We start from the raw sequence: 24,244 nt of genomic DNA on the forward strand, positions 1-24,244 counted from the left end.
CCCGCGGTCCCGTGGCCGCCCCCGGTCCCCCATGCTCGCCCCCTGTGATGTTGTGTCCCGTGCTTGCTTCCACCCTCCCGCATCGCATCGCCCAGTTCAACTGCCGCGGGCCGCTTCGACCGGTCGCCTCCCCCGGCCACCCGGCCAACCGAATGGTGCAAGAATGTCAGCAACAGGGGCGGCGCCAGTGCATCTGGGGGCGGCGCCCCACCCCCGAAACCAAAAGGAAGGTACCACAGTGCCAGGCATCAACCTGACCCGCGCCGAAGCCATCGATCGAAGCGCCGTCCTGGACGTCCAAAGCTACGACGTCACCCTCGACCTGACCCGGTCGGAAGCCACCTTTGCCTCCACCACGACGGTGACGTTCAGCGCGACGGAGGGTTCGTCGTCGTTCATTGACGCGATCACCGCCGCGGTCCACACGGTGACGCTCAACGGCGTCGTGCTGGACCCGGCGCAGGTGTCCGACGGTGTGCGCATCCAGCTGCCGAACCTGGCCGCGCACAACGTCCTCACCGTCGAGGCCGACGCGCTGTTCATGAACACCGGCGAGGGGTTGCACCGCTTCGTGGACCCGGTGGACGGGGAGGTCTACCTGTACTCGCAGTTCGAGGTCCCGGACAGTCGGCGCATGTTCGCCGTGTTCGAACAGCCCGACCAGAAGGCCACGTTCACGTTCCACGTCACGGCCCCGTCGCACTGGGACGTCATCTCCAACTCCCCCACCCCGTCCCCGGTTCCCGCCGGTGGTGACAACGGGGAGGGGAAGTCCACCTGGCATTTCGAGCCGACGGCCCGCATCTCCTCCTATGTCACCGCGCTGGTGGCCGGACCCTATGAATCGGTACGCGGCGAGCTGACCAGTTCGGACGGGCGGACCATCCCGCTGGGCGTGTTCGCGCGCAAGTCGCTCATGCAGTACATGGACGCGGAGAACGTGTTCGAGCTGACCCGGCAGGGCTTCGAGTTCTTCGAGGCGCAGTTCGGCACCCCCTACCCGTTCGCGAAGTACGACCAGCTGTTCGTGCCCGAGTTCAACGCCGGCGCCATGGAGAACGCCGGCGCCGTGACGTTCCTGGAGTCGTACGTGTTCCGCTCCAAGGTGCCCGACGCCATGGTGGAGCGGCGCGCCATCACCATCCTGCACGAGCTGGCGCACATGTGGTTCGGCGACCTCGTCACGATGCGCTGGTGGAACGACCTGTGGCTTAACGAGTCGTTCGCCGAGTTCATGTCCACGCTGGCGGCGGCCGAGAACACGAAGTACGTGGACTCGTGGACCACGTTCTCCTCACTCGAGAAGAGCTGGGCGTACCGGCAGGACCAGTTGCCGTCCACGCACCCGATCAAGGCCGAGATCACGGACCTGGAGGACGTGCTCGTCAACTTCGACGGCATCACGTACGCCAAGGGCGCCTCCGTGCTGCGCCAGCTCGTGGCCTGGGTGGGCCAGGAGCAGTTCATGGCCGGCGTGCGCAGCTACTTCGCCAAGCACGCCTGGGGCAACACGGAGCTCACCGACCTCATGGTGGAACTGGAGAAGGCCAGCGGGCGGGACCTGGCCGACTGGTCGGAGAAATGGCTGGAAACGGCCGGCGTCAACGCGTTCGCCCCCGAGCTGTCCGTGGACGACGACGGCGTCATCACCTCGTTCGCCATCCTCCAGACGGCGGTGGCCGAGCACCCGACGCTGCGCCCGCACCGTGCGGCCGTGGGCTTCTACGACCCCGCCGCCGACGGGCCGGACGCCGGCAAGCTGGTGCGCACCCACCGCGTGGAACTCGACGTGGACGGCGCCCGCACCGACGTGCCCGAGCTGGTGGGCCTGGCCCGTCCGGCGCTGATCCTGGTCAATGACGACGACCTCGCCTACGCGAAGATCCGGCTGGATGAGGTGTCCCTGGCCACGGCCACGGCGCACCTGAAGGACTTCCGCGACTCGCTGCCGCGCACGCTGGTCTCCGCCTCGGCCTGGGATGCCGCCCGCGACGGCGAGACGCCGGCCCGCGCCTACGTCGGGCTGGTGTTGGCGAACATCGCCTACGAGACGGACTCCACGGTCATCACGGTGCTGCTGCGCCAGCTGGCCACGGCGCTGCAGTTCTATGTGGCACCCGAGTACCGCCAGGCGGTGTCGGTCGAGGCCGCGGACACGCTGTGGACGCTGGCCAGCGGCGCGGCGGCCGGCTCCGACGCCCAGTTGCAGTTCCTGAAGGCGTTCGCGCTGCACGCGCAGACGGCGGCCCAGCTGGACACGGTCGCATCCGTGTTCGACCGCTCGGCCGCGCTCGACGGGCTGGACATCGACCAGGACCTGCGCTGGGAGCTGCTGACCTCGCTCGTGGCCGGCGGCCGGCTCGATGCGGCCGGGATCGACGCCGAACTGGCCGCCGACAACACGCAGACCGGGCAGCTGGCGGCCGCCGCCGCCCGGGCGGCCATCCCCACACCGGCGGCCAAGGCGGCGACCTGGGCGGCCGTCGTCGTCCGCGGCGAGATGCCCAACGCGGCCCAGCGGGCGGCCATCACCGGTTTCATGCGGGTGTGGGACACGGCGCTGATCGAACCGTACGTGGGCAAGTACTTCGGCGAGATCCGCCGCGTCTGGGCGGAGAAGTCGCACGAGATCAGCTCGACGATCGTGACCGGGCTGTTCCCGTCGCTGCTCGTGTCGCAAGAGACGCTCGCCGCCACGGACGCGTTCCTGGCCGAGCTCGGCGAGGAGACCCCCGCGCTGCGCCGGCTCGTCGTCGAGAGCCGTGACGGCGTGGTGCGGGCGCTGAAGGCCCAGGCCGCCGACAAGTAGACCGACAAGTAAGGCGCAGAAGCGCACCGAATTCCCCGGAAATCGGTGCGCTTCTGCACCCTGGTTTCGCCGGAAGCCTTTTGTACCAATGCGTTCCGGAGTACCTTCAAGGCATGAAACGGCACCAATACAAGGTTTTCGCTGCCCGCACCGGTGCAGCCGCGCTCGTGTCACTGGGACTTGTCGCCGGCTTCGCCGGGGCCCCCGCGATGGCCGAATCGGCCACCCAGACCCTCACCTACACGGTGTTGGGCGACTCCTACTCCGCGGGCTCCGGCGGCGGCGGCGAGTCCGGCCCCTGCCGGCAAAGCCCGCACGGCTACGGCAACGACGTCGCGGCAGACACCGGTGCGGCCCTGACGGTCCTGGCCTGCTACGGCGCCACCACGGACCAGGTGCGGACCAGCCAGGTCCCGAACATGCCGGCCGGGACGAAGCTGGTCACCCTCACCGTGGGCGGCAACGACGTCGGCACCGGCACCGTTGCCGCCGCCTGTGTCAGCGCCCCGAAGTCGTCCGCGTGCACGGCGGCGGTGGCCAACGCCCTGTACCAGATGACGCGGCTGCCCACGAAAATCTCGGCCCTGGTGAAGGCCGTCAAGGCGAAGGCGCCGCGGGCCAGGGTGGTGTTCCTCGGGTACCCGCACCTGTTTGAGCCCTCGAACATGGTGGCCGCCGGGTATCCGGCCGACCAGGTGGCGGCAGCCAGGACCATCAACACCGCCACCGACCTGCTGGACGGCGTGATCGGCGTCGGCGCCTTGACCAACGGTGCGTCATTCGTCTCCGTCACGCGGGCGTTTGCCGGCCACGGCATCCCGTCGGCCAGTCCGTGGCTGATCTCGCCGCTCCAACCCAGCCCGTTCCCGTTCCACCCGAACGCGACCGGCTACCGCCACGGCTACGCGGCGACACTTGAGGCCGCCCTGTAGCCCCCGTTGGCTACACTGGCCCCATGACGGGCAACGAGCACCACTACCAGGTCGGCGTCTTCTGGACGGGCAACCGCGGCACCGGGACATCCGGCTACAAGGAGTACGGCCGTGACCACTCGGTCACGGCCGAGGGCCTGCCGGTGCTGCTCGGCTCCGCCGACCGGACGTTCCACGGCGACCGGGAACGGTGGAACCCCGAACTGCTGCTCGTGACCGCGCTGTCGCAGTGTCACATGCTCTCCTACCTGCACGTTGCCGTGAACCATGGGGTCGTCGTCACGGACTATGAGGACACCGCCACGGGCACCATGGTGCTGAACGCCGACGGCAGCGGCCAGTTCGTCTCCGTCACGCTGCACCCGCAGATCACGGTGGCCGACCCCGCCCAGGGCGAGCTCGCGCTGGGGCTGCATGCGGAGGCGGCCCGGAAGTGCTTCATCGCCCGCAGCGTCAACTTCCCGGTCCACCACGAACCGGGCCTGCGCGGCTAGGACCCTGCTCGCCACGCTACGGTTAATGCATGGAGTCCGTCCCGAACCCGTTCCTTGATCACCTGCTGGATGCCGGCATCCGCGTCGGCATCGGTGTCGTCGTCTGGCTGGTCGGCCACTACGCCATTCGCATCCTGGTGAGCCGCGCCGGCGTGGAACACGGGTTCCTGCGGCACAAGCGGCTGCAGTGGGCCATGCCGGTGCTGCGCAAGCTCGACAACGAACGCCGCGTCCAACGCGCCGAGACCATCGGGTCGCTGCTGAACTCCGTGTTGACCGTGGTGATCGTCATCGTGGTCGGGTCCTACGTGCTGCTGGCGTTCAACGTGAACATCGCGCCGCTGCTGACCAGCATCGGCGTGCTCGGCATTGCCATCGGCTTCGGCTGCCAGCAGCTGGTCCGCGACTTCCTGGCCGGCATCTTCATCACCCTGGAGGACCAGTACGGGATAGGCGACGTCATCGTCACCAGCGAGGTCGTCGGTGAGGTCGAGTCCGTGGGACTGCGCATCACCCGGGTCCGCGGCGAGGACGGCACCATCTGGTACCTGCGCAACGGGGAGATCCTACGGCTCGGGAACAGGTCGCAGGGCGATTACGTTCCCCCGGAAGGGGAACCCGCCGAATCCTGAACCCGGCCCCAAGTCCGCCGGCCGCACACCGCCACGAATGAAAGCAGTCAATGACCGCCACCGACCAGCCCACCCCCGGACGCGCCGAGGGGTTTGACCCGACACCCTCGGCCATCAACGCCAGCGGGCGCATCCCGATCCCGTCCCGGTTCGGCGAGCCCCTGGCGCACATCCTGCCGATCCCCGTCCGCCAGGGCCGGCCGGTCGACGCGCCGCCGGCCGAGGAACCTTCCGGGCCCGTGCCGGCCGACGATTTCGAGGGCTCGTTCTACGGGCAGGTCGGCGGCCACGAGACGTTCCGGAAGATCGTGCACGTTTTCTACCAAGGCGTGGCCGCCGACCCGCTGCTGCGCGCCATGTATCCGGAAGAGGACCTGGCCCCGGCCGAGCGCCGTATGCTCATGTTCCTCGAACAGTACTGGGGCGGCCCGCGCACGTATCTGGAGGAACGCGGCCACCCGCGGCTGCGCATGCGCCACATCCCGTTCGCCGTGACCCCCGAGGCGCGCGACCACTGGCTGGCGGCCATGCGTGCCGGGGTGGAGGCGGCCGGACTGTCCCCGCTGCACGAGGCCACGCTGTGGGACTATCTGGAACGGGCGGCGCACTCGCTGGTCAACACGGGCGACTGAGGGGTGAGACCCGCGGGTCTCGACAAGCTCGACCACCGGTGATTGAGCCTGTCCTTCGGTGATTGAGCCTGTCGAAATCGGGGTCTCGACAAGCTCGACCACCGGTGATTGAGCCTGTCGAAATCGGGTCTCGACAAGCTCGACCACCGTCTGGGTGGCGGATTACAGGACGGCGGTGGGGCGCACCAGCACGTGGCCGCGCGGCGTGGACAGCCGCAGCCAGCGGTTCGAGCGGAACACGGCCCCGGTCTCGCCCGGCGCCACGAAGCCGAGCGCGTAGGCCGCGAAGGCCGCACCGGCCGGCACGGCAGTAGTGGCCACATCCCCGTCGAGCCCGTCCAGTGGCCGCCCCCACACCGCCGCGCGCACATTGTTGACCAGCAGCTGCCCCGGATTCACCGGGATGGTCTGGCCGATCTGCCGCACACCGTCGCGGGCCGCCTTGATGAGCACATCGGCCCCGACGGTGGCGACCTCTTCCCACCCGCCGCGCGGGGCGCTGACGGCCGCCCAGGACTCGTTGAGCGTCATCGGCGGAACCGGCAGCGCCGTCTCGTCCTCGCCCATGCGTGCCAGCCGGTCGGCCACCGAGGCCAGGCTGACGGTAACGTCTATGTCCGCCGGCGCCGCCAACGCCATGGTGCGCAACCCCAGGATCGTGGGTGTGCCCTCGCCGAGCAGCTTCGCCCGCATCACGCACACGTACGCGGCGAGAACGGGACCGGCCCCCTGGAGCCGGATGCCGCCGTCGTCCGCGGTCCGCGCGCGCGTGACGAAGGTGCGCAGGTCGGCGACGGTCCCCGCATCGGCGAGGACCAGTTCCCCGGTGGTCGTGATCGCCATCAGCACACCCCTTCCAGGGCGGGCACGACGGCGGCTGCCGCGGCAGGGCGGCGACGGAACGGCACGTCGTCGCCGAGCCAGGTCGCCAGGGCGTGCCGTTGGGCGTCGGTGAGCCGGACCGGGCGGCCCGTGCTGCGCGAGACAAGCACCATGGCGGTGGAGGCCTGTGCGTAGACCGTGGCGCCGTCCCGCTCGGCCACCGTGCAGCCGAAGTCAAAGCTGGAGCCGCCGATCCGGGTGACCCAGATGTTCGCGAACACGGGGGCGGGACGGAATTCGATGGGATGCAGGTACTCGATCTCATGACGGGCCACCAGCGTGAACGTGTCCGCGTCCAGGAGCCGCTGGAATGTGCCGGTCGCGTCGGTGCCTGGGCCGGCCGAATCCCCGAGCGGCGTGTGCGTGAGCTGGACGCGCGCGTCCTCCAGGTACTGCAGGAAGACCACGTTGTTCACGTGCCCGTAGGCGTCGATGTCGCCGAAGCGCACCTGGAGGGGGATCTGGATAGCCGTTGCCATGCCCCCATCTTCGCAAACCCGGGAAACAGCCACCAATCGGCGCGGCCGCCGCCGGCCGGGTGGGCCGCCGGCCCCCGGTTGTAGCGGCGACCGGCGGACACATAGAGTCACACCATGACATCGAATTCCGCCGACGCCACGCCGATGGAGACCCTGTTGGGACTCCTTGACCTCTCCGCCGCCGACGGCGCGAAGACCGGCGAGGACATCTTCGTGGGGCTGGGCCAGGAGGGCTCGTCCCGCGCACGGCTGTTCGGCGGGCAGGTGCTGGCCCAGTCCGTGATCGCCGCGGGCCGCACGGTCGACCCGGAGCGCCCGATCCACTCGATGCACGGGTACTTCCTGCGTCCCGGCGACGCGGGGGCACCGATCACGTTCGGAGTCGAACGGCTGCGTGACGGGCGGTCGTTCTCGGCCCGGCGCGTGCACGCCTACCAGGACGGGACACCGATCCTGTCCATGATCGCCTCCTTCCAGACACCGGATGTGGGTCTGGAGCACCAGGCGCAGATGCCGGAGGGCGTGCCCGGGCCCGACGACGTGCCGACGGCCGCCGACATTCTCGGCGGCATCGACCATCCCGTGGCCCGGGAATGGGCGTACGGCCGCCCGTTCGACGTCCGGCACGTGGGCGAGAGCATCTACCTGTCCGTCGACGGGGAGCGCGTGGCGCACCAGGCCGTGTGGGTGAAGACGCTCACGGCCATGCCGGACGACCCGGCCGTGCACTGTGCCGCGCTCGCGTATGTCAGTGACTACACGCTGCTGGAGCCGTCGCTGCGCCGGCACGGCGTCAACTGGATCACGCCGGGGTTGAGCATCGCCAGTCTGGACCACGCCATGTGGTGGCACCGCCCGGTCCGGGTCGACGAGTGGCTGCTGTACGTGGCCGTCTCCCCCAGCGCGTCCGGTGCGCGGGGGCTGAACATGGGCCGCTTCTTCAGCCGGGACGGCGTCCTGGTGGCCTCGACGGCGCAGGAGGGCATGATCCGGTTGCCGGCGGGGACGGTCGGGGTTTCCTAGCCCACGGTGATCGAGCCTGTCGAGATCGCCCCCGGGTCTCGACAAGCTCGACCACCGGACGCGGTGATTGAGCCTGTCGAAATCAACCCCGGTCTCGACAAGCTCGACCACCGGACGCGGTGATTGAGCCTGTCGAAATCAACCCCGGTCTCGACAAGCTCGACCAGCGAAGCTCGACCAGCGCGGCTGGGGTCAGCCGCGGGTCAGGCGGCGGTGCGTGACGCGGTGCGGACGGGCCGCCTCCACGCCGAGACGTTCGACCTTGTTGGCTTCGTAGGAATCGAAGTTGCCCTCGAACCAGTACCAGTTCGCCGGATTCTCCTCGGTGCCCTCGTAGGCGAGGATGTGGGTGGCGACGCGGTCCAGGAACCAACGGTCGTGGGAGACGACGACGGCGCAGCCGGGGAACTCGAGCAGTGCGTTCTCCAAGCTGCCGAGCGTTTCGACGTCCAGGTCGTTGGTGGGCTCGTCAAGGAGCAGCAGGTTGCCGCCCTGTTTGAGCGTGAGGGCCAGGTTCAGCCGGTTCCGCTCACCGCCGGAGAGCACCCCGGCCTTCTTCTGCTGGTCCGGCCCCTTGAAGCCGAACGCGGCGACGTAGGCGCGTGAGGGCATCTCGACGTGGCCGACCTGGATGTAGTCGAGCCCGTCGGAGACGACCTCCCACAGCGTCTTCTCCGGGTCGATGCCGCCGCGGCTCTGGTCGGCGTAGGAGATCTTGACCGATTCGCCGATCTTCAGCTCTCCACCGTCGAGCGGTTCGATGCCCACGATCGTCTTGAACAACGTGGTCTTGCCGACGCCGTTCGGGCCGATGACCCCGACGATGCCGTTGCGCGGCAACGTGAACGACAGCCCGTCGATGAGGGTGCGGTCCTCGAAGCTCTTCTGCAGGTTCGAGGCCTCCAAGACCACGCCGCCGAGCCGCGGTCCCGGCGGGATCTGGATCTCTTCGAAATCGAGCTTGCGGGTGCGGTCCGCCTCGGCGGCCATCTCCTCGTAACGGGCCAGACGGGCCTTGGACTTGGTCTGGCGGCCCTTGGCGTTGGAGCGCACCCACTCCAGTTCCTCGGTCAGGCGCTTGGCCATCTTGGCGTCCTTCTTGCCCTGGACCTCCAAGCGGGCGCGCTTCTTCTCCAGGTAGGTGGAGTAGTTGCCCTCATACGGGTACAGGTGCCCGCGGTCCACTTCGGCGATCCACTGGGCCACGTGGTCCAGGAAGTACCGGTCGTGGGTGACAGCCAATACGGCGCCCGGGTAGTTGGTCAGGTGCTGTTCGAGCCACAGGACGCTTTCGGCGTCGAGATGGTTGGTGGGCTCGTCGAGCAGCAACAGGTCCGGCTTCTGCAGCAGCAGCTTGCACAGGGCCACGCGGCGGCGCTCACCGCCCGAGAGCACTGTGACGTCCGCATCACCCGGGGGGCAGCGCAACGCGTCCATGGCCTGCTCGAGCTGGGAGTCCAGGTCCCAGGCGTCGGCGGCGTCGATGGCCTCCTGCAGCTTGCCCATTTCCTCGAGCAGCGCGTCGTAGTCCGCGTCCGGGTTGGCCATCTCCTCGGAGATCGCATTGAAGCGTTCGATCTTGCCGTGGATCTCGGCGACGCCCTCCTGGACGTTGCCCAGGACCGTCTTCTCCTCGTTCAGCGGCGGCTCCTGCAGCAGGATGCCGACCGTGTAGCCGGGGCTCAGGCGCGCCTCGCCGTTGGAGGGGGTGTCGAGCCCGGCCATGATCTTCAAGATGGTGGACTTACCGGCGCCGTTGGGACCCACGACGCCGATCTTCGCGCCCGGGTAGAACGACATGCTTACGTCGTCAAGGATGAGTTTGTCGCCAACGGCCTTGCGGGCCTTGGACATCGTGTAGATAAATTCCGCCATGCTCCAAGGCTAGTGGGTTGCGGCCCATATCTCATATTTGTCAGGGGTGGGGCCCCGCGCCCGAGGGCCCCATTCAGCGCTGGTCTCCGACGAAGCAGCGCCCGGAGTCGAGCACCGGCAGCGTCGTCACGTGCACGGCCCCGGCGCGCACCTGCCCGATGACGCAGACGCGGTCGACGACGGCGGCCCCCTCGACCGCGTCGACGGCCAGTCCCGTCGGAGTCTTGTCGATGGACACCTCGACCGTGTTCGCGTCGGCGCCCGCGCCGGCGAAGGCGCTCCGCAGTTGGTCCCGGCTGGGTGCGGCGACCTGCTTGCCGAGGGCGGTCAACGCGGTCGTCAACTTTGCGGCGTAGGCCTGCGCCGGCGTCGTCGGCTTTGCCGCCTGGTTGGCGGAGGCTGCGGCCGACGCCAGCGGGCCTCCGACCGGATTTTCGGCCGGGTTTTCAGTCGGGTTTTCGGCGCGGATGGCTGGCGGCGCCAGCGCGGAGCAGCCGGTGAACGCCAGCGAAGCGGTCAGCACGGCGGCAGCCACCGCGGCCCGTGCGGGGCCGGGTGCGGCACGTCGAAGCGGGATCACGACTTCATTCTGCCATGGCAGCCCCCTCCACTTCGGCCCGCACGAACCGGCCTGCGGCGTGTACAGATGCCCGCGCAACTGGGAAAATTGGGCAACAGCAGCTCACGGACAGCGGTGGGAGCAGATCATGAGCCAGGAACCGACAACCCGTCAACAGCTCTCCGACCTCATCGCCTCCCGCCGTGCCGACCTGAAGGCGTTCCTGGCCCGCACCAGGCCGCGGCGGAACCGGCTGGCCGGCCTGAGCATAGTCGGCAGCACGCTCGCGGCTGCGTTTACGGTTGGGCCGGGGGTCGGCGGCACCCGCTTCACTGAAGGCGTTCAGAACGTGTTCTCGCTGGGCAGCGACTCGATCGTCTGGCGGGTCCTGTGCCTGGCCGCCGTGGTCCTCTCGGTGGTTGCCGCCCTGGCCACGAGTTTCGCCAACTCGCGCGGCATCGCGGCCCAGGTGACCGCCGCGGAGGCCTGCAATGCCGAGCTGGACGGGTTGGAGACGGCGCTGGCTTTCGGGCACATGCGCATCGACGACGCCGTGGGACTGTACCGGCAATACGTGGCCAAGGTACCGTTCGTCGACGAGGCCGGCGGGCGCTGAGCGGCCGCCGGCGCCTCCCCGGTTGTCGCACCCCTAGAATGGGGCCCCCTCCGTCATCAGTTCGCCCGTTTCCCTGTCGACCTTTTCCTCGTCGTTCGTTGCGCCGTCCGTTGCGTCGTCCGCGTCATCGTCGACCTCATCATTGGCGTCCACTCCGGCCCCGGCGGACGCACCCATCCCCACCGGGCCGCCAACGGGGACATGCCCGGGAGCCGGGGCGCCCGTGGTGACGCCGACGTGTCCGTTCGTGCCGCCGTCGTTCGCGTTGGTGGCGTTGGCACCATCCTGGCGCTGCGCCGTGTTGCGCAGGTAGTGCGCCGTGCCGAAGAGCAGGTCGGGTCCGACCGACTCGGCCTCGATGTCGACGCTGGTGCCGGTGCGGCCATCCTCCTTGGCCCAGTTGTTCACGCGCAGCCGGCCGACCAAGACGATCCGGTCACCCCTGTGGATGCTCGACGCGGCGTTCTGGGCGAGGATCCGGAACATCGAGACGCTGAACCAGTTCGTGGCCCCGTCCACCCATTGGTTGGTGGTGCGGTCCAGCCGGCGTTCCGTCGAGCCCATGCGGAACGTGCCCATGGGGATGCCGTTTTGGGTGTTGCGCAGTTCCACGTTGGTGCTGGCGAATCCGCGAATGGTGATCGTGTCGGTCATCTGTCTGCCTTCCTTGGGCGCCTTGCGGCGGGAGTCGATTGACTCAAGGAAACGGCACGCGGGCTGGTTCGGCCAGTGGCCTTGCGCCGCCTGTGGACGGCGCCTGTGGCGGCACCCGATGTGGAGGAGTGGACGGCCTGCCATCGGCTGTGGGTGGCCCGGTGCTTCGCGCCTGCCCTTGCCGGCATGGCGCTGGCTTGGAACCAGGGCGACTGCACCGTGGTGCGAGACTCTGGCGTCACAAACGGTGAGACGATCCACGGGGCCAGTCTGCTCCAAGACGGGGCGCCTTGCCCCGAGTAGGCAGCGGAAATCTGGGGCGAAAAACAGGACCTCCGCCCCATGCCGCTCGCCCGGTTGCGGCCGTACGATCCCTGTATTACGCAAAGGCAGGGCGCCATTGCTGGATCAATGGGCATGCGCCGCTTCGAGCTGGTGACTCTCGCCGCGGCCCTGGGACTTGGATCAGGCACTGCCGGCTGGCCCACGGCAACAAGTCACTGAAATTCCTTGGCGAAGAGGAATTGGTGTGGATTGCATGGGACTACCACGATGCCGGTCTTTCCGAGGCCGACGTGGCGATGATGGAATTCGCCCAGAAGCTCAGCACCAATGCCGCCGCCATGACCGACGCCGATGGCCTGCGCCTGCGCGACGTCGGCTTCGGAGACAGGGAGATCGTCGATATCGCCCTGGCCGCCGCGGCACGCAACTACCTCAGCCGGGTACTGCAGGCACTGGACGTTGACGTCGACGTTCCGCCCGGTCTCAGCGGGGTCCTTCGCCAGGCCTTGTTCGAACCTCTCGGAGCCCAGGAAACCGTTGCCGGCTGATCACCGACTGGCAATGCATGGGGCGACAGGACGGCATATCCGCCGGGCGGGAATCGAACCCGCGACCACGTGAATCGCCGGTGCCGCAGGTCATCGGTTGACGCGAGATGCACGTTGTCCTGCCCAGCGCGGCTACCGACGCCGGCGAGCCAGCCAGACGACAAGGGCCAGCACGGCGGCGCCGAGGATCGCGGGCCCGAAACGGCGCACCAGCACGGGCCACATGGTCGAGCCGAGGTCCAATGCGGCCGCCGGGACCGCCTGGGCTGCGGGTTTGGCCGCCGGCGCGGAAGACGCCGCAGCGGCCGGGCCCGTGGTTGCGGGCCCGGCGTCGCCCGGCGCTTCGGCCGAGCCCGGCACTTCGGCGTCGCGCGGCGCTTCGTGGGACATGCCGGTGTCCTGCTGGGCCTCCCCGCCGGCGGCCTTGCCGATCACGCACTGGACAAATTGGGCCAGCAATTTGTCGGAGATGTCCTGGATGACGCCGCGGCCGAATTGCGCCGGCTTGCCGGTGACGTTCATGTCGGTGGTCACGTCGACGGAGGTACCCTCGCCGTCGGGTGCCAGCACGGCGGTCACTGTGGCGCCCGCCGTGCCATTGCCGCGCTTGTCCTTCCCCGTCGCCGCAATGACCACGGTGTGCGAGTCCTCGTTGCGTTCAAGGAATTCTCCGGTGCCGGTGTAGATCATGGCGATCGGCCCGAGCTTGACCTTGACCGTTCCGGTGAACTGGTCGCCACTGACGGACGTCAGGGTCGCGCCCGGGAAACAGGGGGCGATGTCTTCCAACTGGTTGAAGGAATGCCAGGTGTCCTCCAGCGAACTGGGGACCACGAAGTGATGTTTGAGTTCCACGTCTTCCTCCCGCCGCGTTCCGCTAGAGCCCCGCGGCCGCGATGACCGCCCGCCTGGTCAAAACCTCGGCCAGATGGCGCCGGTAGGCCGCGTCGCCGTTGAGGTCGCTGGCCGGATCGGTTCCCTCGGCCGCATGCACGCTGGCGGCGGCGATCGCGTCCCGGGTCATCGGAGCCCCCGCCAGCGCCTGTTCGACGGCCGTGGCGCGCACGGGCGTGCTGGCCATATTGGTCAACCCGATCCGGGCCTCGGCGATGGTCCCGCCCTCCACCCGGACCATCGCGGCCACCGCGACGATGGACCATTGCTGGGCCACCCGGGTGAACTTCTCGTAGTGGGCGCCCCAGCCGGTGTACTTCGGCACCCGTATATGGGTCAGGATCTCGCCATCGGCGACGGCGGTGGTGAAGTAGCCCTGGAAGAAGTCCGCTGCGCCCACCCGGCGTTCCCCGGCCGGGCCGGCCAGGATGAACGTCGCGTCCGCGGCCAGCACCGGCGCGGGCAGGTCGCCCGCGGGGTCGGCGTGCACCAGGGCGCCGCCGAATGTGCCGCGGTGGCGGACCTGCGGATCAGCCACCGTCGCCGCGGCCTTGGCCAGCAACGGCAGGTGGGTGGCAATCAGCGAGTCGGTGGCCACCTGGTGGTGCGGCGTCATGGCGCCGATCAGCAGGGCATCGCCGTCGTCGCGCACCCCGGACAGCTCGCCGATCCGGCCCAGGTCGATCACCATCGCCGGGTCGGCCAGGCGCAGCTTCATCACAGGGATGAGGCTTTGGCCCCCGGCCAGCAACTTCACGTCGTCGCCGGCGGCGGCCAGCAGGTCCAGCGCCTCCGCCACGGTGGCGGGCGCGGCGTAGTCGAATGCGCTCGGGATCATTGCACACCTCCGGTCGTTTTGGCTTCTTCAAGGGCGGCCCACACACGGGACGGCGAACAGGGCATCTTGATGTCCTTCACGCCCAGGTGCCGCACCGCGTCCAGCACGCCGTTGACAATGGCGGGCGTCGAGGCGATGGTTCCCGCCTCCCCGACCCCCTTGACACCGAGCTGGTTGGTGGTCGACGGCGTCTGCGTGCGCCCCGTCGTGTAGTGCGGCAGATCCGGTGCACTGGGCACCAGGTAGTCCACAAATGAGCCCGTGACGAGGGTGCCGGCCTCGTCGTAGACGGCTTCCTCGTAAAGCGCCTGCGCGATTCCCTGGGCCAAGCCGCCGTGCACCTGGCCCTCCACGATCAGCGGATTGACCACGACTCCGACGTCGTCCACGCAGACATACTTGCGGATCGAGACCCGTCCGGTCTCGGTGTCCACCTCGATGGCGGCCAGATGGGTGCCGTGCGGGTAGGAGAAATTCTGCGGGTCGAAGGTGGCGTCCGAATCCAGGTTGGGTTCGAACCCGTCCGGCAGGTTGTGCGCCGCAAAGGTCGCCAGGGCGATCTCGCCGAGCGAGGTCGACTGGTCGGTGCCCTTGACGCTGAACTTGCCGTCCGTGAATTCGAGGTCCTCCTCGCTGGCCTCCATGAGATGGGCGGCCACCACCTTGGCCTTCTCGATCACCTTGTCCGCAGCGGCGAGCACCGCCATGCCCCCGACGACAAGGGATCGTGAGCCGTAGGTGTCCATGCCCCGTTGGGAAACCTGGGTGTCCCCGTGCAGCACCTCGACGTTTTCGAACGGCACGCCCAGCTTGTCCGCCACAAGCTGGCTCCAGGCCGTCTCGTGGCCCTGGCCGTGGGGGGAAACCCCGGTGACCACCTCGACGTTGCCGGAGGGAAGCACCCGCACCTGGGCGTGTTCCCAGCCGCCGGCGCCGTAGCTGAGCGCACCGAGCACACGGGACGGCGCCAAGCCACACATTTCGGTGAAGGTGGAGATGCCGATGCCCAGCTGGACGGTGTCGTTCGTTTCGCGGCGCCGGGCCTGCTCGGCCCGGAGCGCATCGTAGTCGAAGAGTTCCAGCGCCTTCGCCGTCGCCGCCTCGTAGTTGCCGCTGTCGTACTCGAGCCCGGCCACCGTGGTGAACGGGAATTCGTCGTGCTTGATCCAGTTCTTCTCCCGCAGCTCCAGCGGGTCCATGCCGAGTTCGACGGCGAGTTCGTCCATCATCCGCTCGATCGCGAAGGTGGCCTCGGGCCGGCCTGCGCCGCGGTAGGCGCCGGTCCACGCCTTGTTGGTGAAGATGTTGTTGCATTCCAGGCGGTATGCCGGGAACTTGTAGATGGCGTTGTACATGAACGCGCCCAGGATCGGGATGCCCGAGCCGATCAGGCCCAGGTAGGCGCCCATGTCCGCCAGCAGGTTGACGTCCAGCCCGGTGACGATCCCCTCCTTCGTGGCCGAGAGCTTCAGCCGCTGCACCTGGGCCCGGCCGTGGTGGCCCGCCTGCAGGGATTCGCTGCGGGTCTCGGTGTACTTGCACGGCTTGCCGACCCGGCGGGCCGCCATGAGCGTGATGAACTCCTCCGGGGTCACCGTCAGCTTGCCGCCAAAACCGCCGCCCACATCGGGGGCGATCACGCGCACCTTGCTTTCCGGGATACCCAGCGTCAACGCCAGCATCAGCCGTACGATGTGCGGGACCTGGGTGGACGTCCACATGGTGATTTGCTCGCTCGTGGGGTCGACGACGATTGAGCGCGGCTCCATGAACGCCGGGATGAGGCGCTGCTGGTAGAAGGTGCGCTCGATGAGCACCTCGGCGTTGTCCAGCGCCTCACGGATCGGCTTGCCCGTGCCGGCCTCGCCAGAGTCAAACACCCACGTCGCAGAGAGGTTGGAGTCCAGGCTGGAATGGGCCAGCACCGTGTCCGTGAACGCTTCCTCCAGGTCCATGACCACCGGCAGTTCGTCGTAGCTGACGTCCACGAGTTCGACGGCGTCGCGCGCCGCCGCGGCGCTGCGGGCGACGATGCAGGCCACCACCTCGCCGGCGAAGGCCACCTCGTCGACGGCGATCGACGGGAAGGCGGGAGCCTTCTGGTCGGCGGTGACGGGCCAGACGTTGGGCACGTTGCCTTGCTCGTCGGCCACGTCGGCGCCGGTGAGCACGGCAACGACGCCGGGGGACGCCTTCGCGGCCGAGACGTCCACCGCTGTGATCTTCGCGTGGGCGAAGGGGCTGCGCACCATGGCCAGGTGCAGCATGCCGGGCAGCGTGATGTTGTCCGTGTACCGGGAGCGGCCCGTGATGAGGTGGGCATCTTCCTTGCGGAGCCGGGCCCGGCCTATTTCTGCGGTGGTCATGCCACACCCGCCGTTTCAGCCTCGCCGGCATTCGAAGATACTGTTCCGTCGGCCACGGACCGGACCGCGGCAACGATGTTCTGGTACCCGGTGCACCGGCACAGGTTGCCTTCCAGACCGTCCCGGATTTCCTGTTCGGACGGGTGCGGGTTTTCCGCCAGCAGGGATGCGGACTGCATGATCATGCCCGGCGTGCAGTATCCGCATTGCAGTGCGTGGCATTCGTGGAAGGCCTGTTGCAGCGGGGCGAGCTTGCCGTCCTCGGCCAGGCCCTCGATGGTGGTGACGCGGTGGCCGTCGGCCTGGACCGCGAACATGGTGCAGGATTTGACGCTGACCCCGTCCAGATGCACGGTGCAGGCGCCGCAGTTGGTGGTGTCGCAGCCAATCAATGTGCCGGTCTTGCCGAGCCGTTCGCGCAGGTATTGGACCAGCAGCAGCCGCGGTTCGACGTCGTCGGTGTAGCTCACATCATCGACTTCGACGGTGATCGTTGTGGAACTCGCCATTGAGATCTCCTCTCGCCTTGGAGGACGAGCACGACTGCCCGGCTTCCAGTCTTGATGTGTCACACGCTACATCAAGCCGGAGGATTGCGGGTCAGGGAATCCCAAGTTCGTTTCCCGCATCCACGTGGTCCGCGTCGGCCATGGGCTCGTGGTGGATCCGGGCGTCCATGCCGCTCAACCGTCCACCGTGTCCACCCCAGTGCAGTGCGATGATTTCGGCGGCGATCGAGACCGCCGTTTCCTCGGGCGTCCGGGAGCCCAGGTCCAGGCCGATGGGGCTGGCGAGCCTGGCCAGTTCGGCCTCGGTCAGCCCCGCCTCCCGCAGCCGGTCCATCCGGTCATGGTGCGTGCGCCGGGACCCCATCGCCCCCACATAGGCGACGTCGTGGCGCAGCGCCACCTCCAGCAGTGGCACGTCGAACTTCGGGTCGTGGGTGAGCACGCAGATCACCGTGCGATGGTCAACCTGGCCGGCGCCGATCTGCGCCTGCAGGTAGCGGTGCGGCCATTCCACCACCACCTCGTCGGCCTGGGGGAACCGCGCCGCGGTGGCAAAGACGGCACGGGCGTCGCAGACGGTGACCCGGTAGCCCAGGAAGCTGCCCTGCTTGGCGACGGCGGCGGCAAAGTCGATCGCGCCGAACACCAGCATCCGCGGCTGCGGGGCGAAACTGATCGCGAACACGCGCATCCCCTCGCCGCGCCGTTGCCCGTCGGGCCCGTACATGAGGGTGGCGTTGCGGCCGGCGGCCAGCAGGCCCTGGACGTCGTCGCTGACCGCATGGTCGGCACGGTCGCTGCCCAGGGAGCCGGCGAATCCGTCCGGGCGGACCACCAGGTGGCGGCCCAGCCAGGCCGGGTCGGGGTGTTCGATCACGGTGACCACGGCCACCGGCCGCCCGGCGCCGACGTCGTCGGCCACCTGCGGCAATTGCGGGAAGGTCTTGGTGGAGACCGGCTCGACGAAGATGTCCAGGATCCCGCCGCAGGTCAGGCCGACCTCGAACGCGGCGTCGTCGCTGATGCCGTACCGCTTCAGCACCGGCCGCCCGTCCCGGACGACCTCGGTGGCCAGCTCGTAGAGTGCACCCTCGACGCACCCGCCGGACACCGAGCCTACCGCGCGGCCGTCGGCGTCGACCATCATGGCCGCACCGGCCGGCCGGGGCGCGGACCGGAAGGTGCGCACCACGGTACCCAGCCCGACGGTGTGGCCGGCCACGATGGCGGCCACCAGGTCGTCCAGCACCTCACGCATTGGCAACCACGTCCAACAACTCCTCGAAACTCTGCATTGAGTGCCCCCCTATGAAGTGGTCAACGTGCGGCAGCACCGCCCTGATTCCCCGCTGTATGGGCTCATAGCCCGGCTTGCCCCGGTGCGGGTTGGCCCAGACGACGCGCCGGGCCAGATGGTGCAGCCGTTCGGCCTGGCGTCCCAGCAGGGCCGGGTCTGCACGCTCCCAGCCGTCGCTGGCAATGACGACGACGGCGCCGCGTGCCACGACGCGCTGTCCCCAGCGGTCGTTGAAGGCGCGCAGCACCTCCCCGAGCCGGGTTCCGCCGGACCAGTCGGGGACGGCGCGCCCGGCCAAGGCCAGGGCGTTGTCGGGGTCCGGCACCCGCAAGGCGCCGGTCACCCGGGTCAGCCGCGTGCCCAGCGTGAACACCTCCACCTGGCGCGGCGCGGCTTCCAGCACGCGGTGGGCCAGCCGGAGCAGGCTGTCCGCGTAGGGCGCCATCGAGCCCGAAACGTCGATCAGCCAGACCAGCCGGCGCGGTTTGCGCGGCGCCCGGGCACGGCGCAGCGGCCCCGGTTCCCCACCGCGGCGCAGCTGGTCGCGCAAGGTCCGCACCCGGTCCACGTCGCCGTGCCGGTCCAGGCGTTTGCGCCGGGTCGCCCGGGTGGGCAATCGCACCGGCAGTTCCTCGAACATCCGGTGCAGCAGCGCCCGCTCTTCCGCCTCGAGGGTGGCCACGTCCCGGTGCCGCAGCCGTTCCCGGCGGCTGGCGAGCGCCCGCAGCTGGTTGGGGCCGTCCTCCCGGCCGCCGCCGTCGTCCAAGGCGGCCGCGCTGACGGAGGTTGCGGCCGCTTCCAGGCGCGTGGCGGCCGAATGCTCCACCGCGAACCAGGCCTCGAAGGTCCGCTGGTAGGTGGGCAAGTCCTCCCGCGCGGCGCAGAGAGTGGCCCGGCCGGCCCAGAACACGTCCGTGCGGCGGTCCAGGGCGAGCCGGCCGACGGCGGCGACGAAGGTGCGCGCCCGGTCCGCGGTCACCTTCACGCCGGCCGCGCGCACCGCCGCGGCAAAGGCGAGGAGGATCTCCTCCGCGCTGTGTTCTGCCGCTGGCATGGCTCAGCCGAGCATCCGGGACAGGGCCGCGGAGACCCGCTGGGTGTCTTCGCGGTATTTGCACAGCGCGCCAATGCTGGCGGCCGCCGAGGCCAGGTCGAGCTCGGCCCGGCCCAATTGGTGCAGCGCCCGGGCCCAGTCCAGGGTTTCGGCCACGCCCGGAGGCTTGAGTACGTCGTCGGAGGCCCGGATCTGCTGGACCACACGCACCACCTGCTCGGCCAGCCGTGCGGGCACCTCGGGAAGCCGGGTGCGCACGATCTCCACCTCGCGGGCCAGCCCCGGGTGGTCGATCCAGTGGTAGAGGCAGCGCCGTTTGAGCGCATCGTGCAGGTCGCGGGTCCGGTTGGAGGTGAGCACCACGATCGGCGCCACGTCTGCCTTGACCGTGCCGAACTCGGGGATGGAAACCTGGTAGGTGGAGAGGACCTCCAAGAGGAACGCCTCGAACTCGTCGTCGGCGCGGTCGACCTCATCGATCAGCAGGACGGCCGGGCTCTGCTGCAGCGCCTTCAGGATGGGCCGGGCCAGCAGGAACCGCTCGTCATAGAGGGAGCGCTCCAGCTCGGCCACACTTACGCCCCCACCGCCGGCCTCGACGCTGCGCAGATGCAGGATCTGGGCGGTGAAATCCCAGTCGTACAAGGCCTGCGCGGCATCGATTCCCTCGTAGCATTGCAGCCGGATCAGGGGCAGCCCGAAGGCCTGCGCCAGCGCCTCGGCCAGGGACGTCTTCCCGGTGCCCGGCTCGCCCTCCAGCAGCAGCGGGCGTTCCATGCCCAAGGCGAGGTAGCCGATGGTCGCCAGGCCGTCGTCGGCCAGGTAGCCGGTGGCGGCCAGCATGTCGGCGAGCGCTGCGGCGGACACGATGGACGTCTGCGTCATGGCACCAGCATAGGACCACGGTTCAAACGGACGACGGCGGCAGGCCAGACCCGCCGACGCTGCCGGTGCGCTGGGGTCATGTACTTGTGCACCTGGTCGAGCGCTGCTCGAACCGGCAACGCCCCGTGCAGAGGCTGGTTCATGCGCGGGAGCACGGGATTCCAGGGGACACGGACCACGGCGCCGAAGCCGATGACCCGTTGATCGGGCGTCTCCACGGTCGAGTTGGCCCGCCAGTATGGGGTGCATCGCACGACGATCTGGCGCAAGGTCATGGACGCGACCGGCGCGACCGGGGGTCCTCGGCGGGGCAGTGAGGATGACCGATCCGCAGGCCACGGCCGGCGCCGGCACCCCCGCTCGACGCTCTATTAGGAGATCTTGCGGCGGTAGGCGGCCATGGCGAAGATGTACGCGACGATGAGGATGCCGACACACCAGGCGAGGGCGATCCAGATGGTGCTGCCCACCGGCTGCTGTGTGAACAGGTCGCGGATCGCGTTGACGATGGAGGTGACCGGCTGGTTCTCGGCGAAGGCGCGCACCGGGCCGGGCATGGTGGCGGTGGGAACGAACGCCGAGCTGATGAACGGCAGGAAGATGATCGGGTAGGAGAACGCGCTCGCGCCGTCCGCCGACGTCGCGGAGAGCCCGGGGATGACGGCAATCCACGTCAGCGCCAGGGTGAACAGCATCAGGATGCCGGCCACCGCGAGCCACGCCAGCACTCCCGCCCCCGTGCGGAAGCCCATGAGGAGGGCGACGAGCACGACGACGACGATCGAGATCAGGTTGGCCACCAGCGAGGTCAGCACGTGCGCCCACAGCACGGACGACCGTGCAATCGGCATGGACTGGAACCGCTCGAAGATGCCGCCCTTCATGTCCAGGAAAAGCCGGAACGCCGTGTAGGAGATGCCCGAGGCAATCGTGATCAACAGAATGCCGGGCAGCAGGTAGTTGACGTAGTTGCCGGTGCCGGTCGTGATGGCGCCGCCGAACACGTAGACAAACAGCAGCATGAAGGCGATCGGCATGATGGTGGTCGTGATGATCGTGTCCAGGCTGCGCGTGATGTGGCGCAGGGACCGTCCCAGCAGGACGGCGGTGTCACCGAAGAAATGCTTGTTCATCGAACGTTCCTTACTCTTTCGCGCCGACGCTGGTGTCTCCGGCGCCGCCGTCCTTGCTGGTGTCACCGACGAGGGCGAGGAAGACGTCCTCGAGGGTCGGCTGCTTCTCGACGTATTCAACCTTGGCGGGCGGAAGCAGCGCCTTGAGCTCGGCAAGGGTGCCGTTCACGATGATCCGGCCCCCGTGGAGGATCCCGATCCGGTCGGCGAGTTGTTCGGCCTCGTCCAGGTACTGCGTCGTGAGCAGCACCGTGGTGCCGTGCGCGGCGAGTTCCCTGACGGCCTGCCAGACCTCGAGGCGCGCCTGGGGGTCCAGCCCCGTGGTCGGCTCGTCGAGGAAGATCACCGGCGGATTCCCGATGAGGCTCATCGCAATGTCGAGGCGACGGCGCATGCCACCCGAGTACTCGGACACCTTCCGGCCGCCGGCGTCGGCCAGCGAGAACCGGTCGAGCAGGCCATCCGCGATGGCGCCCGGGTCCTTGACGTGCCGCAGCTTGGCCACCAGCACGAGGTTCTCCCGTCCGGTGAGGATTTCGTCCACCGCCGCGAACTGTCCGGTGAGGCTGAAGGACTCCCGCACGTCCGCGGCCTGGGTGACCACGTCGAAGCCGTTGACAGTGGCCGTGCCGCCGTCTGCCTTCAGCAGCGTGGCCAGGATCCTCACGACAGTGGTCTTGCCCGCCCCGTTCGAGCCGAGCAGGGCGAAGACGCTGCCCCGTGCCACGTCGAAGTCCACGCCGCGCAGCACCTCAAGCTTCTTGTATGACTTCTCCAGACCCTGCACGCGGATCACGGGTGCCTGGCCGCTGGTAGTTTCCATCTTGAATGCCTTTCCTTTTCCGTTACGGTTCGCTGTCCGCGACGGAGTCGATGGCGTCGGTCAGCCGCTTCCGCTCCTTGTTGATCCACTGCCCCTCCGAGTAGTTCTGGAGAAACGTCTCCACGAACTCCACGGGATCCTCCCCGACGATGTCGCGGACCGGGGTCCCGTTCGCGGCGCTCTGCTCGAAGAGATCGAGGAGATCCTCCAACATCGTCACCAAGGTGTCCCCTTTTGATATCAACCCGAAGTACATCAGGTACCGCTCCAGGGCCTCGACGGCCGTGCGGTAGTTCGCCGGAAGCGCCTTGACGCGCGCCTTGTACTGCTTGTACTGCTTCTTCTGCTCGAGCGAGCCGGTGACCTGCTCGATCCAATGTGCCGCCATGACTATTTCCCTTCTTCCTTCAGCTGTCCCAGCCGCTCGGCCAGGAAGCCCCATGTCGTCCAAAACTCTTCGAGATATGCCTGCCCCAGGGTGTTGAGTGAATACACCTTGCGCGGTGGCCCCTTCTCGGAGGGAACTTTCTCCACTTCGACGAGACCATTGCGTTCAATCCTGACGAGCAGGGCGTAGACGGTGCCTTCGGCAATGTCCGCGAAGCCCTGCTCCCGCAACCGTGCCGTGATCTCGTAGCCGTACGCGGGCTGCGCGGACAGAATCGCGAGGACGATACCCTCCAGCGTGCCCTTGAGCATCTCCGTCATCTGCTTGCCCACGGAACCCTCCTTGAACTACTCGGTGACACTGACTACTAGTACATAGTAACACTGAATAGTGACGGCGCAAGCTCCACGTGTCGGCGGGAAGTGTCGGCTCTTGCCACCTGAAGGCGCGAACGGCGGGAACCGCTGACCATCAACGACGGTGTACCTGGAGACCTGCCTCGGCCTGCGCTCGAGAGTCCCCACGCCATCGCCAACGGCTTCGCCCGCGCCGCCTCGGCCTCCGTCGCCGTGATCGCACGCTGCCCTGATTCGCTCCCGAATCCCGTCTGGCTGGGGGTACACCCTTGCCGACCGTCAGCCTCCCGGAGAAGAAGCGTCAGAATGGGGTCACTTCCGTCATTTATTGACAGGCGTTGAGCAGGCTCTTGGCTTTCAATCTGACGAACGGGCAGGATGGCCGAGATACCGCTGCCGGGGCGCGCTCTGATCCTTCAGATGAGCTCGTCCAGCTTCTCCCAGAAGGCTAGGCGAAGGGTGCGCCGCACCGCTTGTATGTCGGTCTTCCATTCCCCGATTCTTTGCGCACAGTCTTTCAGGAGGACACGGTCGATCTCCGGGGGCAGAATCGGCCGGTCGGCCAGCAACTCGTTGACGTCGTTCTGGGTCACGCTGCCGTACCAGTTCGTTGCCAGGCTCGCACCGACCTCGTAGGCGACGTCCATGGGGTTTCCTTCCGCACCGGAGCTTCCGGTCGCGCTGGAGGTGAAGACGACCTGCGACTCGGAGCGCTGGAACCGGCTGCCCGGGGTCAGGATCGGAGGCTTGGGCTTGCCCGGCGTCGGCACCGGGTGGGGCCGCGCGACGGTGACGGGGGCTTCGGGGAGAGGCACTGCAGGGGCGGGCGCAGCAGGGGCCGGGATTGGTTCCGCAGCAACCTGCTTGGTGATACATGATTCGATGAGGTCAGGGGGCAGTGTGATGATGCTATCCACCTGCAGGGCAAGGTGTTCGGCCACGGAGGCGACGCCGAGCCGGTGGTCGGGTTTTTCCAGGCCGATCAGGACCACCTTCACGCCCAGGTCCTGCGCGTCTTCGACCGCTTCGGCCAAGTCGTCATCACCCGAAACCAGGAAGGCCACGGAAGCGGCCCGGTTGCGGGCAATCCCGACCATGTCCAGGCCGAGCTTGAGGTCGACGCCCTTCTGCTCGCCACTGAACGCGATCCGCCCGAGCCTGACCTTCACGCCGGGGATGAGGCCGATTCGCTTGTGCCGGTCAGTCATGGTGTCGCTGGTGCGGCGCCGGTGTCGGCGTGAAAATGGTGGGGTGCGCGCCTGTGACGTCGTTTTCTCCTTG

At 68.4% G+C, this 24,244-nt stretch carries 25 protein-coding genes; 8 read left to right on the forward strand and 17 right to left on the reverse strand.

From position 1 onward, the window contains the following. The first annotated feature begins 247 nt into the window (after positions 1 to 247). The 5 genes from pepN to EJC77_RS10965 all read left to right on the forward strand — a co-directional run bounded on the left by pepN (position 248) and on the right by EJC77_RS10965 (position 5,499). The gene (pepN, locus tag EJC77_RS10945) at positions 248 to 2,809 is read left to right on the forward strand and encodes an aminopeptidase N (RefSeq protein ID WP_240630127.1); all 2,562 of its coding nucleotides are present in this window, start codon (positions 248 to 250) and stop codon (positions 2,807 to 2,809) included. Between the two features lie 113 nt (positions 2,810 to 2,922). Continuing rightward, positions 2,923 to 3,741 carry an SGNH/GDSL hydrolase family protein gene (locus EJC77_RS10950; RefSeq protein WP_125612525.1) on the forward strand — a complete coding sequence of 273 codons (819 nt, stop codon included), beginning with the start codon at positions 2,923 to 2,925 and terminating at the stop codon, positions 3,739 to 3,741. Positions 3,742 to 3,764: 23 nt separating this feature from the next. Continuing rightward, entirely contained in the window at positions 3,765 to 4,235 is a 471-nt protein-coding gene (locus tag EJC77_RS10955; RefSeq protein WP_125612527.1) for an OsmC family protein, read from the forward strand. A gap of 29 nt (positions 4,236 to 4,264) precedes the next feature. Next, positions 4,265 to 4,867: a mechanosensitive ion channel family protein gene (locus EJC77_RS10960; protein WP_125612529.1), complete on the forward strand. Its 603-nt coding sequence runs from the start codon at positions 4,265 to 4,267 to the stop codon at positions 4,865 to 4,867. Between the two features lie 239 nt (positions 4,868 to 5,106). Further along, positions 5,107 to 5,499 carry a globin gene (locus EJC77_RS10965; RefSeq protein ID WP_240630130.1) on the forward strand — a complete coding sequence of 131 codons (393 nt, stop codon included), beginning with the start codon at positions 5,107 to 5,109 and terminating at the stop codon, positions 5,497 to 5,499. A gap of 162 nt (positions 5,500 to 5,661) precedes the next feature. Here the strand turns inward: EJC77_RS10965 and EJC77_RS10970 are convergent, their stop codons facing one another. After that, complete coding sequence (locus EJC77_RS10970) at positions 5,662 to 6,342, reverse strand: DUF8185 domain-containing protein (protein WP_125612534.1); 681 nt, start codon at positions 6,340 to 6,342, stop codon at positions 5,662 to 5,664. Further along, the gene (locus tag EJC77_RS10975) at positions 6,342 to 6,860 is read right to left on the reverse strand and encodes an acyl-CoA thioesterase (protein WP_125612536.1); all 519 of its coding nucleotides are present in this window, start codon (positions 6,858 to 6,860) and stop codon (positions 6,342 to 6,344) included. Before EJC77_RS10975 ends, EJC77_RS10970 begins: the two co-directional genes overlap by 1 nt. A gap of 114 nt (positions 6,861 to 6,974) precedes the next feature. Between EJC77_RS10975 and EJC77_RS10980 the strand changes: the two genes are divergently transcribed. Beyond that, positions 6,975 to 7,883, forward strand: coding sequence for an acyl-CoA thioesterase (locus EJC77_RS10980; protein ID WP_125612538.1), 909 nt, complete (start codon positions 6,975 to 6,977; stop codon positions 7,881 to 7,883). A 192-nt stretch (positions 7,884 to 8,075) separates the two neighbouring features. Here EJC77_RS10980 and ettA read toward each other — a convergent pair whose 3' ends face one another. Next, the gene (ettA, locus tag EJC77_RS10985) at positions 8,076 to 9,758 is read right to left on the reverse strand and encodes an energy-dependent translational throttle protein EttA (RefSeq protein ID WP_125612540.1); all 1,683 of its coding nucleotides are present in this window, start codon (positions 9,756 to 9,758) and stop codon (positions 8,076 to 8,078) included. Between the two features lie 73 nt (positions 9,759 to 9,831). Next, positions 9,832 to 10,338: a DUF6993 domain-containing protein gene (locus tag EJC77_RS10990; RefSeq protein WP_125612542.1), complete on the reverse strand. Its 507-nt coding sequence runs from the start codon at positions 10,336 to 10,338 to the stop codon at positions 9,832 to 9,834. Positions 10,339 to 10,465: 127 nt separating this feature from the next. Here EJC77_RS10990 and EJC77_RS10995 point away from each other — a divergent pair, with 127 nt between their 5' ends. Then, positions 10,466 to 10,933, forward strand: coding sequence for a hypothetical protein (locus EJC77_RS10995; RefSeq protein WP_125612544.1), 468 nt, complete (start codon positions 10,466 to 10,468; stop codon positions 10,931 to 10,933). A gap of 33 nt (positions 10,934 to 10,966) precedes the next feature. On the opposite strand, the gene ssb is transcribed toward EJC77_RS10995, so the two are convergent. Continuing rightward, positions 10,967 to 11,587: a single-stranded DNA-binding protein gene (gene ssb / locus EJC77_RS11000; RefSeq protein WP_164520384.1), complete on the reverse strand. Its 621-nt coding sequence runs from the start codon at positions 11,585 to 11,587 to the stop codon at positions 10,967 to 10,969. Positions 11,588 to 12,114: 527 nt separating this feature from the next. Between ssb and EJC77_RS11005 the strand changes: the two genes are divergently transcribed. After that, positions 12,115 to 12,420, forward strand: a complete 306-nt coding sequence (locus tag EJC77_RS11005; RefSeq protein WP_125612548.1) for a carboxymuconolactone decarboxylase family protein — start codon at positions 12,115 to 12,117, stop codon at positions 12,418 to 12,420. Positions 12,421 to 12,552: 132 nt separating this feature from the next. Here EJC77_RS11005 and EJC77_RS11010 read toward each other — a convergent pair whose 3' ends face one another. The 12 genes from EJC77_RS11010 to EJC77_RS11065 all read right to left on the reverse strand — a co-directional run. After that, the gene (locus EJC77_RS11010) at positions 12,553 to 13,275 is read right to left on the reverse strand and encodes an SRPBCC family protein (protein WP_125612550.1); all 723 of its coding nucleotides are present in this window, start codon (positions 13,273 to 13,275) and stop codon (positions 12,553 to 12,555) included. Positions 13,276 to 13,297: 22 nt separating this feature from the next. After that, the gene (locus EJC77_RS11015) at positions 13,298 to 14,152 is read right to left on the reverse strand and encodes an FAD binding domain-containing protein (protein WP_125612551.1); all 855 of its coding nucleotides are present in this window, start codon (positions 14,150 to 14,152) and stop codon (positions 13,298 to 13,300) included. Beyond that, entirely contained in the window at positions 14,149 to 16,518 is a 2,370-nt protein-coding gene (locus tag EJC77_RS11020) for a xanthine dehydrogenase family protein molybdopterin-binding subunit (protein WP_125612553.1), read from the reverse strand. The genes EJC77_RS11015 and EJC77_RS11020 overlap by 4 nt, the downstream gene beginning before the upstream one ends. Continuing rightward, entirely contained in the window at positions 16,515 to 17,027 is a 513-nt protein-coding gene (locus tag EJC77_RS11025; protein ID WP_125612555.1) for a (2Fe-2S)-binding protein, read from the reverse strand. Before EJC77_RS11025 ends, EJC77_RS11020 begins: the two co-directional genes overlap by 4 nt. 91 nt (positions 17,028 to 17,118) lie before the next feature. Beyond that, positions 17,119 to 18,285, reverse strand: a complete 1,167-nt coding sequence (locus tag EJC77_RS11030) for an XdhC family protein (RefSeq protein WP_125612557.1) — start codon at positions 18,283 to 18,285, stop codon at positions 17,119 to 17,121. After that, on the reverse strand, positions 18,278 to 19,378 hold the full coding sequence (locus EJC77_RS11035) for a vWA domain-containing protein (RefSeq protein ID WP_125612559.1): 1,101 nt from the start codon (positions 19,376 to 19,378) through the stop codon (positions 18,278 to 18,280). Before EJC77_RS11035 ends, EJC77_RS11030 begins: the two co-directional genes overlap by 8 nt. 3 nt (positions 19,379 to 19,381) lie before the next feature. Further along, entirely contained in the window at positions 19,382 to 20,263 is an 882-nt protein-coding gene (locus tag EJC77_RS11040) for an AAA family ATPase (protein ID WP_205787149.1), read from the reverse strand. Positions 20,264 to 20,634: 371 nt separating this feature from the next. Then, the gene (locus tag EJC77_RS11045) at positions 20,635 to 21,396 is read right to left on the reverse strand and encodes an ABC transporter permease (RefSeq protein ID WP_125612561.1); all 762 of its coding nucleotides are present in this window, start codon (positions 21,394 to 21,396) and stop codon (positions 20,635 to 20,637) included. Between the two features lie 10 nt (positions 21,397 to 21,406). Continuing rightward, a complete protein-coding gene (locus EJC77_RS11050) occupies positions 21,407 to 22,219 on the reverse strand; it encodes an ABC transporter ATP-binding protein (RefSeq protein ID WP_125612563.1) in 813 nt (270 codons plus the stop codon). A 22-nt stretch (positions 22,220 to 22,241) separates the two neighbouring features. Further along, a complete protein-coding gene (locus EJC77_RS11055; protein WP_125612565.1) occupies positions 22,242 to 22,607 on the reverse strand; it encodes a DUF1048 domain-containing protein in 366 nt (121 codons plus the stop codon). 2 nt (positions 22,608 to 22,609) lie between these two features. Further along, positions 22,610 to 22,939: a PadR family transcriptional regulator gene (locus EJC77_RS11060; protein WP_125612567.1), complete on the reverse strand. Its 330-nt coding sequence runs from the start codon at positions 22,937 to 22,939 to the stop codon at positions 22,610 to 22,612. A gap of 440 nt (positions 22,940 to 23,379) precedes the next feature. Next, a partial coding sequence (locus tag EJC77_RS11065; protein WP_164520385.1) for an NYN domain-containing protein occupies positions 23,380 to 24,244 on the reverse strand: 865 nt, incomplete at its 5' end.

The sequence above is a fragment of the Specibacter cremeus genome (assembly GCF_003946885.1).
In the GTDB taxonomy this organism is placed as follows: Bacteria; Actinomycetota; Actinomycetes; order Actinomycetales; family Micrococcaceae; genus Specibacter; species Specibacter cremeus.